The organism is Kitasatospora sp. NPDC089797 (assembly GCF_040684795.1).
In the GTDB taxonomy this organism is placed as follows: domain Bacteria; phylum Actinomycetota; class Actinomycetes; order Streptomycetales; family Streptomycetaceae; genus Kitasatospora.
The window spans coordinates 42,928-54,703 of sequence record NZ_JBFBGS010000061.1; the positions used below are offsets into that span (position 1 = coordinate 42,928).

Annotated in this window: 10 protein-coding genes; 8 read left to right on the top strand and 2 right to left on the bottom strand. The window is 75.3% G+C overall.

Going from position 1 to position 11,776, the window contains the following annotated elements:
- Nucleotides 1–78 precede the first annotated feature (78 nt).
- On the bottom strand, nucleotides 79–879 hold the full coding sequence (locus AB0O91_RS35345) for a sugar phosphate isomerase/epimerase family protein (protein ID WP_363442053.1): 801 nt from the start codon (nucleotides 877–879) through the stop codon (nucleotides 79–81).
- Nucleotides 880–1,054: 175 nt separating this feature from the next.
- Complete coding sequence (locus tag AB0O91_RS35350) at nucleotides 1,055–2,968, bottom strand: DUF2264 domain-containing protein (RefSeq protein WP_363442026.1); 1,914 nt, start codon at nucleotides 2,966–2,968, stop codon at nucleotides 1,055–1,057.
- Between the two features lie 323 nt (nucleotides 2,969–3,291).
- Between AB0O91_RS35350 and AB0O91_RS35355 the strand changes: the two genes are divergently transcribed.
- From AB0O91_RS35355 to AB0O91_RS35390, 8 genes are all read left to right on the top strand, one after another.
- Nucleotides 3,292–4,629, top strand: a complete 1,338-nt coding sequence (locus AB0O91_RS35355) for a sugar ABC transporter substrate-binding protein (RefSeq protein ID WP_363442028.1) — start codon at nucleotides 3,292–3,294, stop codon at nucleotides 4,627–4,629.
- Nucleotides 4,626–5,762, top strand: coding sequence for a sugar ABC transporter permease (locus AB0O91_RS35360; RefSeq protein ID WP_363442030.1), 1,137 nt, complete (start codon nucleotides 4,626–4,628; stop codon nucleotides 5,760–5,762). The genes AB0O91_RS35355 and AB0O91_RS35360 overlap by 4 nt, the downstream gene beginning before the upstream one ends.
- On the top strand, nucleotides 5,759–6,664 hold the full coding sequence (locus tag AB0O91_RS35365; protein WP_363442032.1) for a carbohydrate ABC transporter permease: 906 nt from the start codon (nucleotides 5,759–5,761) through the stop codon (nucleotides 6,662–6,664). The genes AB0O91_RS35360 and AB0O91_RS35365 overlap by 4 nt, the downstream gene beginning before the upstream one ends.
- A gap of 131 nt (nucleotides 6,665–6,795) precedes the next feature.
- Nucleotides 6,796–7,776, top strand: coding sequence for a hydroxyacid dehydrogenase (locus AB0O91_RS35370; RefSeq protein WP_363442054.1), 981 nt, complete (start codon nucleotides 6,796–6,798; stop codon nucleotides 7,774–7,776).
- 92 nt (nucleotides 7,777–7,868) lie between these two features.
- Complete coding sequence (locus AB0O91_RS35375) at nucleotides 7,869–9,020, top strand: Gfo/Idh/MocA family oxidoreductase (RefSeq protein ID WP_363442034.1); 1,152 nt, start codon at nucleotides 7,869–7,871, stop codon at nucleotides 9,018–9,020.
- Nucleotides 9,020–10,168, top strand: a complete 1,149-nt coding sequence (locus AB0O91_RS35380; RefSeq protein WP_363442036.1) for a dihydrodipicolinate synthase family protein — start codon at nucleotides 9,020–9,022, stop codon at nucleotides 10,166–10,168. The genes AB0O91_RS35375 and AB0O91_RS35380 overlap by 1 nt, the downstream gene beginning before the upstream one ends.
- Nucleotides 10,165–11,019: a sugar phosphate isomerase/epimerase gene (locus AB0O91_RS35385; protein ID WP_363442038.1), complete on the top strand. Its 855-nt coding sequence runs from the start codon at nucleotides 10,165–10,167 to the stop codon at nucleotides 11,017–11,019. The genes AB0O91_RS35380 and AB0O91_RS35385 overlap by 4 nt, the downstream gene beginning before the upstream one ends.
- Nucleotides 11,016–11,776 (top strand): glycerate kinase (locus AB0O91_RS35390; RefSeq protein ID WP_363442040.1); only part of this gene is annotated, 761 nt, incomplete at its 3' end. The genes AB0O91_RS35385 and AB0O91_RS35390, both read left to right, overlap by 4 nt.

The following is an 11,776-nucleotide window of genomic DNA, read 5'->3' on the forward strand; positions in this document are numbered from 1 at the left end:
CCGCCGCGCCTCGGACGCGCCTGCGACGCCGTCCGCGCCGGGCCCGGGCATCGGGCCGGCAGACCGGCGGACCGGCGGTCAGACGCCGCGAGCGGACGCCCCCGCGCACCAGGACCTCAGCGACCGCGCCCCCTCCGCCAGGAGCGGCGGCAGCGGGGCCGCCGCCGGGTGCCAGGGCGCCTCGTACTCCCAGCAGATCCAGCCGTCCCGCGGCAGCAGGCGCAGGCAGTCGGCGATCGGCAGCCGGCCCGCGCCGAGCGGCAGCGGGGCGAGGTCGTCCGGGCCGGCCACGTCCTTGACCTGGACGTGGCCGAGCCGCCCGGCGAGCGCGGCGTGGGTGTCGGCCGGGGTCTCCCCGGCCAGCCAGGTGTGCAGCAGGTCCCAGAGCGCGCCCGCCGCGTCGGGCGGGACGCCGTCGAGCAGCCGGGCCACGTCGCGCCCGGCGCGGTGCGAGTCGTGGGTCTCCACCAGCACCCGCACGCCGAGCCGCCGGGCCTCCCCGGCGACCGCCGTCAGCCGGCGCGCGGCCCGCCGGTCGGCCTCGGCGGCCGGTCCGTCGCCGCCACGCGGGAAGACCCGTACGGCCGGGCAACCGAGGTCGGCGGCCAGGCGCAGGGACGTCCGGAGTTCCGCGAGCACCGGTCCGTCGTCACCGGGGGCGGCCACCCCGACGTACCCGGCGAGCGCGATCGGGGTGATCCCGGCCGCCGTCAGGGTGGCTGCGGCGGCGCGGCGTTCGGCCGGCGTCATCGCCGGGTGGACCGACTCGCCCTCGGCGCAGCGCAGTTCCAGCCCGTCCCAGCCGGTGTCGGCGGCGAGCCGGACGGCGGCGGGGAGGGCGAGCCCGGGCAGGCCGAGGGTGGAGAGGGCGAGCGGCATGGCGACCTTTCGGACGGCGCGGACGGCGCGGACGGCGACGGATCGCGCGGCGACGGACACGACGGAGCTCGGCCGGCGTCACTGCCCGGTGCAGCGTAGTTCCAGCCGGTGTCACCGGCGCGGGTGTGCCGGGGCAGGCCCGGGGCGGCGGGAACGAGCGGCACGGCGGCCTCCCTCAGACGGCGCGGACGGTGACGGACCCGGCGGCGAGCTCCGCCCGTTGGACGTCACCGTCCGGCCAGGTGACGGTCAGGCGGTGGCCGTCGCGGGTCGGTTCGGCGCGCAGGAGCGGCCGGTCGTCGGGCGCGAGGGCCACGGCGGCCAGGCGCCCGACCGACACGAACAGCGACGGCCCCTCCCCCGTGGCGCCGGTCAGCACGGGGACGGCCGCGGCGGGTCCGAAGGCCGTACCGGCCGGGGCGGGTTCGACGCAGGCCCGGGTGTAGCCCTGGGCGCCGGTGAGTTCGGCGTGCAGCCCGCCCTCGGCGCGGACCCGGGCCGTCAGCCGTTCGGTGCCGGCCTCGACGGCGGTTCCGGCCACCGCCCAGCCGCTCTCCCGCACCGCGCTCCCGGGCCCGGCCCCGACCACCAGGTGGGCCCGGACCTCGTGGTGGCCCCGGGTCAGGGTGAGCGAGGTGACGCCCACGGTGGTGAGCGGTCGCCCGCCGCTGCGGGGCCGGTGGGCGGAGGCGGCCCAGCCCGGTCCGGCGCCCAGGGGGCGGATCCGGCCGCGGTCGGTGGGCCGGCCGTCCAGCAGCAGGCCGAAGTGGTTGTCGGCCGGGCCGTCGTGGACGGGGGCGGTCGCGGTGGAGTGGGCGAGCCGGGCGTACAGCGGGTCGTCGGCGTGCGCCCGGTCGGCGGGCTGGTCGTCGCTGCCGTGGTTGTGCAGCCGGACCAGGCCGTCGGCGGCGGTGGACTGGACCAGCCAGCCCGGTTGCGGCAACGGCACCACGGCGTCGGCGCGTTCGGCCGGGCCGGGCTCCTCGGTCGCCGTCCAGACCGGGTGGTCGGCGGGGAGCAGCAGGCCGAGGAAGCCCTTGCTCGCCCAGTAGGGCGAGGCCGGGCCGGAGTACTCCTGGACCAGCGGCGGGTACGCGCCGTACCAGCCGAGCGGCAGCAGGCCGTCCGGGGTCACGGCGCCCCGGTCGAGGAAGTGGCGCAGCGCGCCGGAGGCGATCCGGCGGGTGGCGCCGGGGCTGAGCGGGGTGTGGCCGGTGAGGGCGCCGGCCCACAGCGGGGCGGCCGCGGCGAACCGGTAGGTGAGTGAGCGGCCCTGGTGGACGGGGGCTCCGTCGGCGCCGAACAGCCGGGCGTAGCCGGTGAGGTGGGCTTCGAGGCGGGCGCCGTAGCGGGCCAGCAGGGCCGGGTCGCCGGCGAGGTGGGCGTGCAGGACGGGGTAGAGGTGCAGGGCCCAGCCGTTGTAGTGGTCGAAGGCGCGCGGGCGGCCGTCGGTGTACCAGCCGTCGCCGAGGTACCAGCGCTCGATCCGGTCGAGGCCGCGGTCGACGGCGGCCCGGGCGGCGTCGGTCTCGATGCCGGCCTCGGCGAGGAAGCCGCCGACGGTGAGCGGGAAGAGCCACCAGTTGTTGTCGACCGGGGTGTGCCGCAGGGCGCCGGCCAGCCAGTGGCCGGCGCGCCGGCGGACGGCGTCGTCGAGCCGGTCCCAGAGCCAGCGGCGGGTCAGCCGCAGCGCGAGGGCGATGGAGGCGGCCTCGACCATGGACTGGGAGCGGTCGGTGACGGCGCCCCAGGACTCCGGGTCGCCGTCGGCGAGTTCGCGTTCGAGGGTGGGGCGCCGGGTGCCGGCGTCGAGTCCGGCGGCGTAGCGCTCCAGCAGGCCGTGCGGGTCGGCGCCGTCGGCGCCGGCGACCCGGAGGGCGGCGAGCAGGAAGGTGCGGGCGTAGCCCTCCAGTCCGTCGGAGCGCCGTCCGGAGACGCTCGGGCGGGGGCCGGGGAGGTGGATGAGGCCCTGGCCGGGACTGGCGTACGGGCGGACGGCGGCCAACAGGCCGTCGGCGGCGCTCTCCCAGTGGTCCCTGGTCCAGCCGGTGTACGGGCTGGTGCGGCGGTCCTCGGGGGGCAGGTGCATGGAGGGATCCTTCGTCGGCCGACTGACGCGCCGCCGAATCTAGGCAGTTATCGATCACTCGTCAATGTTTCTGATCGAATGATCAATCGGGCCTTTCCGGAGCGACCCTCTGCGAAGCCCGTCCGGTCGGCGATAGCAGCAGTTCACCGGGCACGAGCGGGTACTCCTGCCCGACTCCGCGGAGTTTCGGGAAATCTGGATCATTCGATCAAACGGTCTTGACGGCGATCGAACAGCAGGGTCAGGATGTCCCCGCCCCGCTCGGCCCGTGCCGAGCCCTCGGGTTCCTCCGGCGTCTGCCACCTTCACCCTGGAGCTGAACCATGCACTCCCCCACACCCCGCCGCCGTAGAGCTCCCCGGCTCACCGCCGCCGCCGTCATCGCCCTCTCCACCACCCTGCTGGCCGGCTGCGGCAGCGGCGGATCGGGCCACGACGGGCCCGCCGCCGACGGAAAGCCCGTCACCATCACCTTCTGGGGCTGGGCCAAGGGCACCAAGGAGGTGGTCGCCGCCTTCAACGCCTCCCACACCGACGTCCAGGTCTCCTACGAGGAGATCCCCTCCGGCGTGGCCGGCGGCTACGCCAAGATCTCCAACGCGGTGAAGGCCGGCAACGCCCCGGACGTCTTCAACACCGAGTACCAGCAGCTGCCCGACTTCGTCAGCCAGGGCGCCGTCCAGGACATCGGCAAGCTCGTCCCGACCGAGCTGCGGAACAAGTACCTGCCGCAGGCCGTCGAGCTCACCACGCTCGGCGGCAGGACCTGGGCGCTGCCGCTGGACGCCGCACCCCAGGCCTTCTACTACCGCAAGGACCTGTTCGACCGAGCGGGCCTCACGGCCCCCCGGACCTGGGACGAATTCCGCACCACCGCACAGAAGTTGAAGCAGGCCGACCCCGCCACCCGGATCGCCACCTTCTTCCCCGACGACCCGAGCCCGTTCGAGACGCTCGCCTGGCAGGCCGGCGCCCGCTGGTTCGGCACCACCGACGGCGCCTGGAAGGTCGACATCGACTCCCCCGACACCCGACGCGTCGCCGACTACTGGCAGCAGCTGATCGACGACGACCTGGTCCGGGTGCAGCCCTCCTTCAGCCAGCAGTGGACCGCCTCCCTCCAGAAGGGCGAGACCGCCGGGTACGTGGGCGCCTCCTGGGGCGCCGGCGTGCTGAAGAGCTCGCTCCCGGACGCCTCCGGCAAGTGGGCCGTCGCCCCGGTGCCGACCTGGGACGGCTCCCCGGCCAGCGGCATGCTCGGGGGCACCACCTTCGCCGTCTCCAAGGACAGCAAGAAGGCCAAGGCGGCCGTCGAGTTCTCCAGCTGGGCCACCACCACGCCCGAGGGCATCAAGGCCCGGATCGCCTCCGGCACCTCCTCCGCCTACCCGGCCGCCCCCGAGCTGGTCCCGGTCGCCAAGGCCGCCTTCAACACCGACTTCTACGGCGGCCAGGACGTGTACGCGCTCTACGCCGACGCGGCCAAGTCCATCCGCGCCGACTGGACCTGGGGCCCCGCCATGGGGGCCACCAACAACTCCCTGAAGGACTCCTTCGCCAAGCTGACCGGCGGCGGCACCATCGCCCAGGCGGACGGCACCGCCCAGCAGGCCACCACCGCCGAGCTGAGGAACCGCGGGCTCAAGGTCGCCCAGGGATGACCGCCGGCACCACCTCCCCGGCGGCCGAGCGCCCCGGCTCCGGCCCGCACGGCTCCGTCCGCGCCGCCACCGTCAGGCGGCGCGGACGGCACGAACAGCACGGGCGGCCCGGTCAGCCCCGGCGAAGCGGACAGCGCGGAGACCACGGGCAGCAGCCACGGCAGCGACGGCGCGGCCGGCGCGGCGCCCCCGCCCTGCTCCTCGCCCCCTTCCTGCTGCTGTTCACCGCCTGCACCCTCGTCCCCATCGGCTACGCCGTCTACCTGAGCCTGTTCACCGAGCACCGCGACGGCCTCGGCTTCGGCGACGCCGAGACCGTCTTCACCGGCCTCGCCAACTACGGCCGCGCCCTCGGCGACGACGCCTTCCGCAACGGCCTGCTGATCACCGCCGGCTACTGCCTGCTGTACATCCCGCTGATGGTCGGCCTCTCGCTCACCCTCGCCCTGCTGCTGGACTCCACGCTCGCCCGGGCCCGCCGCTTCTTCCAGCTGGCGCTGTTCCTGCCGCACGCCGTGCCCGGCATCATCGCCGCGCTGGTCTGGATGTACCTCTACACCCCGGGGATCAGCCCGGTCGTCGACGCCCTCGGCTCGGCCGGCCTCCAACCCGACCTGCTCGGCCACCCGCTGCCCGCCGTCGTCAACATCGCGCTCTGGGAGTGGACCGGCTACAACATGGTCATCTTCTACGCCGCCCTCCAGGCGGTGCCCCGCGAGGTGCTGGAGGCGGCCGTGGTGGACGGCGCCGGACCGCTGCGCACCGCGCTCGGCATCAAGGTGCCGCTGATCCGCGCCTCGATCGTGATGGTCGCGCTGTTCACCCTGATCGGATCGCTCCAGCTCTTCACCGAACCGATGATCCTGCACGGCGTCGCGCCCGGCGTGATCAGCACCTGGACCCCCAACATGTACGGCTACACGGCGGCCTTCGACCGCAACGACTACAACCTCGCGGCCGCCTCCTCGGTCCTGCTCGCCCTGCTCGCGGCCGGGCTGTCCTTCGTGGTCACCCGCCTCACCGGCGGCTCACGACCCACCCGCGGACGGCGACCCGCCGGCGGCACGCGTTCCACCGACGGCACGCGTTCCACCGGCGGTCGGCGGCCGAAGCGCAAGGAGACCCCGGCATGACCGCGATCGCCCCCGAACGCCCCGTACGGACCCCGCCCCCGAACACCCCGGCCCCGGCCCGGCGGCGGCCCTGGACGCTCTCCAAGGCGGCCGTCAACGGCGCCCTGCTGCTCGCCACCGCCTACACCCTGCTGCCGCTCGGCTGGCTGCTCACCGCCGCCGCCAAGAACACCGGCGACCTGCTGGGCGGCGTCTCGCTGAGCCCCTCCCACTGGCACCTCGGCGAGAACCTCCACCAGCTCGCCAGCACCGGCGACGGCATCTACTTCCGCTGGTACCTCAACTCCCTGCTCTACGCCGGGATCGGGGCCCTGCTCTGCGCGCTGCTCTGCGTCGCGGCCGGCTACGCCTTCCACGTGTACGCCTTCCCCGGCAAGGAGAAGCTGTTCGGCCTGGTGCTGGTCGGCGTGCTGGTGCCGACCACCGCGCTCGCCCTGCCGATGTACCTGCTCGCCTCGCAGCTGCACCTCGTCAACACCTTCTGGGCGGTGTTCCTGCCCTCCCTCGTCAACCCCTTCGGCGTCTACCTGGCCCGGGTGTTCTGCGCGGGCTACCTGCCCGGCGAGGTGCTGGAGGCGGCCCGGATGGACGGCGCCGGCGAACTGCGCACGTTCCGGTCGATCGGGCTGCCGATGGTCATGCCGGGCTTCGTCACCGTCTTCCTGTTCCAGTTCACCGCGATCTGGAACAACTTCTTCCTGCCGCTGGTGATGCTCTCCGACAGCCGGCTCTTCCCGGTCAGCCTCGGCCTCTACAGCTGGAACAGCCAGACCCGGGCCTTCCCCGAGTACTACCCGCTCGTGGTCACCGGCTCGCTGCTCGCGGTGCTCCCGCTGGTGGTCGCCTTCACCGTCCTCCAGCGCCACTGGAAGGCCGGACTCACCGCGGGCAGCGTCAAGTGACCTCCCCCCGGGAAACCCCCTCGTCCCCCACCCCCGAACGGGAGCCCCCGGTGCCCACCGCACCCGCCACACCACCCGACCCGGCGCAGCCCCGGCCGCAGGCCCGTCCCCGGCCCCGCGCGCTGCTCGCCATGCAGCCCGGCCTGGTCGAGCAGCTGATCGACCCGGCCACGATGGCCCGGCTGACCGAACTCGCCGAGCTCGACCCGGCCCTGGTCGCCACCGACTTCACCGCGCCCGGGGCGGCCGCCGCGCTGCGCGAGACCGAGGTGCTGATCAGCTCCTGGGGCTGCCCGCCGCTGGACGCCGCCGTGCTCGCCGCCGCACCCCGGCTGCGGGCCGTGGTGCACGCCGCCGGATCGGTCAAGCACCATGTCACCGAGGCCTGTTGGCAGCGCGGCATCCGGGTCAGCTCGGCCGCCTCGGCCAACGCGCTGCCGGTCGCCGAGTACACCGTCGCGGCCGTCCTGTTCGCCAACAAGCGGGTCCTCCAGCTCAGTTCCGCCTACCGGCAGCAGCGCGACCGGTTCAGCCGGCAGTCCGCGCCCGGGATCCCCGGCAACTACCGGCGCACCGTCGGCGTCGTCGGCGCCTCCCGGATCGGGCGGCGGGTGCTGGAACTGCTGCGCCCGTACGACCTCGAACTGCTCCTCCACGACCCCTATCTGGCCCCGGAGCAGGCCGCCGCGCTCGGCGCCCGGGCCGTCGGGCTGGACGACCTGTGCGCCGCCGCCGACGTGGTGAGCGTCCACGCCCCCGAACTGCCCGAGACCAGGCACCTGATCGACCGCGCCCGGCTCGCCGCGATGCGCGACGGCGCCACCCTGGTCAACACCGCCCGGGGCTCGCTGGTCGACCAGGAGGCGCTCACCGCCGAACTCGTCTCCGGGCGCCTGAACGCCGTCCTCGACGTCACCGTGCCCGAGCACCTGCCCGCCGACTCCCCGCTCTACGAGCTGCCCAACGTCCTGCTCACCCCGCACGTGGCCGGCTCCCTCGGCGGCGAACTGCACCGGATGGCGGCCACCGCGGCCGACGAGCTGGCCCGGTACGCCGCCGGCCTGCCCTTCGCCCACCCGGTGCTGCCCGCCGAACTCCCCCGCACCGCCTGACGAACAGCCGGCGCCTCCCCCGCACCACCCGACGAGAACCCGGCGCCGCCCGGGCTCAGCGCACCCCCGTACCACCCAGAAGGAGAACTCCCATGTCCCGCAAGGTCATCGGCATCGTGATGAACGGCGTCACCGGCCGGATGGGCTACCGCCAGCACCTCGTCCGCTCGATCCTCGCGATCCGCGAGCAGGGCGGGCTCCCGCTGCCGGACGGCCGGACCCTGTGGCCCGAGCCCATCCTGGTCGGCCGCAACGAGGCCAAGCTGCGCGCCCTCGCCGAACGGCACGACCTGGCCCACTGGACCACCTCGCTCGACGAGGCCCTGGCCCACCCGCTCGCCGAGATCTACTTCGACTCCCAGGTCACCCAGGCCCGCGAGCCCGCCCTCAAGGCCGCCATCGCGGCCGGCAAGCACGTCTACACCGAGAAGCCGACCGCCGAAACCCTCGACTCCGCCCTGGAGTTGGCCCGGCTGGCCCGGGAGGCCGGGGTCGCCAACGGCGCCGTGCAGGACAAGCTCTTCCTGCCCGGCCTGCTCAAGCTCAAGCGGCTGGTGGACGGCGGCTTCTTCGGCCGGATCCTCTCGGTGCGCGGCGAGTTCGGCTACTGGGTCTTCGAGGGCGACTGGCAGCCCGCCCAGCGGCCGTCCTGGAACTACCGCGCCGAGGACGGCGGCGGCATGATCCTCGACATGTTCCCGCACTGGCGCTACGTGCTGGACAACCTGATCGCCCCGGTCCGCTCGGTGTACGCCCACACCGCCACCCACCTCCCGCAGCGCCACGACGAGCGGGGCCGCCCGTACGACGCCACGGCCGACGACGCCGCGTACGGCATCTTCGAGCTGGAGGGCGGCATCACCGCCCAGATCAACTCCTCCTGGGCGGTCCGGGTCGACCGCGACGAACTGGTCGAGTTCCAGGTCGACGGCACCGAGGGCAGCGCCGTCGCCGGGCTGCGCAACTGCCGCGTCCAGCACCGCGCCACCACCCCCAAGCCGGTCTGGAACCCCGACCTGCCGGTCACCGAGCCGTTCCGCCACCAGTGGCAGGCGGTGCCCGACAACGACGAGTTCGACAACGGCTTCAAGGTGCAGTGGGAGCTGTTCCTGCGCCACGTCACCACCGGCTCCCCGTACCACTGGGACCTCCTGGAGGGCGCCAAGGGCGTCCAGCTCGCCGAACTCGGCCTGCGCTCCGCCCGCGAGGGCCGCCGTCTCGACGTCCCCGCGCTGGAGCTGTGATGACCGAGATCCTACTGCCCGGCCACGGCCCGCTGCGGCTGCGCGAGCCCGAGCCGCTCGACCTGCCCGCGCACCCGCCCCGCACCCGCACCGCCTACGCCGCCGCCCATGTGGTCGCCGACCCGCTCGGCGACAACGCGCCGGGCGCCCCGGCCGTCGTCGACTGGGACACCACCCTGGCCTTCCGCCGCCACCTGTGGTCGCTCGGCCTCGGCGTGGCCGACGCCATGGACACCGCCCAGCGCGGCATGGGCCTGGACTGGCCCGCCACCCGCGAGCTGATCACCCGCTCCGGCGCCGAGGCCCGGTCCGTCGGCGGCCTGCTCGCCTGCGGGGTCGGCACCGACCACCTCGCCTCCCCCACCCCCTCGCTCGGCGAGGTCACCGCCGCCTACGAGGAGCAGCTGGCCGTCGTCGAGGCGGCCGGCGCCCGGCCGATCCTGATGGCCAGCCGGGCCCTCGCCGCCACCGCCACCGGCCCCGAGGACTACCTGACCGTCTACGGCGGACTGATCCGGCAGTCCGGCCGGCCGGTGGTCCTGCACTGGCTCGGCGAGATGTTCGACCCCGCGCTGGCCGGCTACTGGGGCTCCACCGACCTGGACGGCGCCACCGCGACCGTACTGGACCTGATCCACGCCCACGCCGACCGGATCGACGGCATCAAGGTCTCGCTGCTGGACGCCGACCGGGAGATCGCGCTGCGCCGCGCCCTGCCCGCCGGGGTGCGCCTCTACACCGGCGACGACTTCCACTACCCCGAGCTGGTCAAGGGCGACGAGCTGGGGCACAGCCACGCCCTGCTCGGCGTCTTCGACCCGATCGCCCACCGGGCCGCCGCCGCGCTGCACGCCCTGGACGCGGGCGACGGCGCACGCTACGACGCCCTGCTCGCCCCCACCGTGCCGCTCGCCCGGCACCTGTTCGGCGCGCCGACGTACCACTACAAGACCGGGATCGTCTTCCTCGCCTGGCTGGCCGGGCACCAGGACCACTTCACCATGGTCGCCGGCGCCCAGAGCGGTCGCTCCACCCGCCACCTCATCGAGCTGTTCCGGCTCGCCGACGCGGCCGGCGTGCTGCCCGACCCGGACCTCGCGGCCGGCCGGATGCGCGACCACCTCAGGCTCGCGGGGGTGAGCGCATGACCAGGCTCTCGCTCAACCAGATCACCACCCGGGACTGGAGCCTCCCCGAGGCCGTGGCGGGCTGCGCCGCCGCCGGGATCCCGGCGATCGGGCTGTGGCGCGACAAGGTCGCCGAGACCGGCGTCGCCCGCGCCGCCAGGATCGTCCGGGAGGCCGGACTGGCCGTCAGCAGCCTCTGCCGCGGCGGCTTCCTCACCGCCGACGGGCCCGAGGCGGCCCGGGCGGCGCTCGCCGACAACCTCGCCGCCCTGGAGGAGGCCGCCGAACTGGGCACCGACACCCTGGTGCTGGTGGTCGGCGGCCTGCCGGAGGGCAGCCGCGACCTGGCCGGTGCCCGGGCCCGGGTCGCCGAGCTGCTCGGCCGACTGGCCCCGCACGCGGGCGACCTGGGCGTCCGGCTGGCGATCGAACCGCTGCACCCGATGTTCTGCGCCGACCGCGCCGTGGTCTCCACCCTCGGCCAGGCCCTGGACCTCGCCGAACCCTTCCCCGCCGAGCAGGTCGGCGTGGTGGTGGACAGCTACCACGTCTGGTGGGACCCGCAGCTCGACGCCCAGATCGCCCGCGCGGGGCACGGCGGCCGGATCGCCGCCTACCAGGTCTGCGACTGGACGCTCCCGCTGCCCGCCGACGCCCTGCTGGGCCGCGGCCACGTCGGCGACGGCCACATCGACTTCGCCGCGCTCACCACGGCGGTCACCGCCGCGGGCTACACCGGCTGGGTCGAGGTCGAGATCTTCAACGAGCGCGTCTGGCACACCCCGGGGGGCGACACCCTGGCCCTGCTCGCCGACCGCCACCGCAGCCACGTCGAGCCGTACCTGGGCCCGGCCGCGGCGGCCGGCCGGTGAAGGTCGTCCTCGCCCCGGACTCCTTCAAGGGCACCGCGACGGCCGCCGAGGCGGCCACCGCCCTCGCCACCGGCTGGCACTCCGTCCGGCCGCAGGACACCCTGCTCGCCCGGCCGATGGCCGACGGCGGCGAGGGCACCATGGCGGCCGTCGTCGCGGCCACCCCCGGGGCCGTGGTCCGGCGGGTGCGCGGCTGCACCGGGCCGGACGGACGCCCCGTCACCGGCGCCTACGCCCTGCTGCCGGACGGCACCGCGCTGGTCGAACTCGCCGTCACCGGCGGCCTGCCGCTGATGGCCGCCCCGGCCCCGCTCACCGCCACCACCCGCGGCACCGGGCAGCTGATCGCCGCGGCGCTCGCCGCCGGGGCCCGCCGGATCGCCGTCGCCCTCGGCGGCTCCGCCTCCACCGACGGCGGCGCCGGACTGCTCGGCGCGCTCGGCCTGCGCCTGCTGGACGGCCACGGCGTCCAACTGCCCGACGGCGGTGGCGCCCTGGCCCGTGTGCGACGGGCCGACCCGGGCCGGCTGCTCCCACCCCCGCCGGGCGGGGTGCGGCTGCTCACCGACGTCACCAATCCGCTGCTCGGCCCGGACGGCGCCGCCGCCGTGTACGGCCCGCAGAAGGGCGCCGGACCGCGCGAGGTCCGCCTCCTGGAGGCGGGCCTCACCCGGCTGGCCGCCGTGCTCGGCGGCGATCCCGCGGCCCCTGGCGCCGGAGCGGCCGGCGGCACCGCCTACGGGCTGGCCGCCGTCTG

Coding starts and splice junctions, on each gene's coding strand:
- AB0O91_RS35355 (WP_363442028.1), top strand. CDS start 3,292: ATGCACTCCCCCACACCCCGCCGCCGTAGAGCTCCCCGGCTCACCGCC.
- AB0O91_RS35385 (WP_363442038.1), top strand. CDS start 10,165: ATGACCAGGCTCTCGCTCAACCAGATCACCACCCGGGACTGGAGCCTC.
- AB0O91_RS35350 (WP_363442026.1), bottom strand. CDS start 2,968: ATGCACCTGCCCCCCGAGGACCGCCGCACCAGCCCGTACACCGGCTGG.
- AB0O91_RS35380 (WP_363442036.1), top strand. CDS start 9,020: ATGACCGAGATCCTACTGCCCGGCCACGGCCCGCTGCGGCTGCGCGAG.
- AB0O91_RS35360 (WP_363442030.1), top strand. CDS start 4,626: ATGACCGCCGGCACCACCTCCCCGGCGGCCGAGCGCCCCGGCTCCGGC.
- AB0O91_RS35345 (WP_363442053.1), bottom strand. CDS start 879: ATGCCGCTCGCCCTCTCCACCCTCGGCCTGCCCGGGCTCGCCCTCCCC.
- AB0O91_RS35375 (WP_363442034.1), top strand. CDS start 7,869: ATGTCCCGCAAGGTCATCGGCATCGTGATGAACGGCGTCACCGGCCGG.
- AB0O91_RS35365 (WP_363442032.1), top strand. CDS start 5,759: ATGACCGCGATCGCCCCCGAACGCCCCGTACGGACCCCGCCCCCGAAC.
- AB0O91_RS35370 (WP_363442054.1), top strand. CDS start 6,796: ATGCAGCCCGGCCTGGTCGAGCAGCTGATCGACCCGGCCACGATGGCC.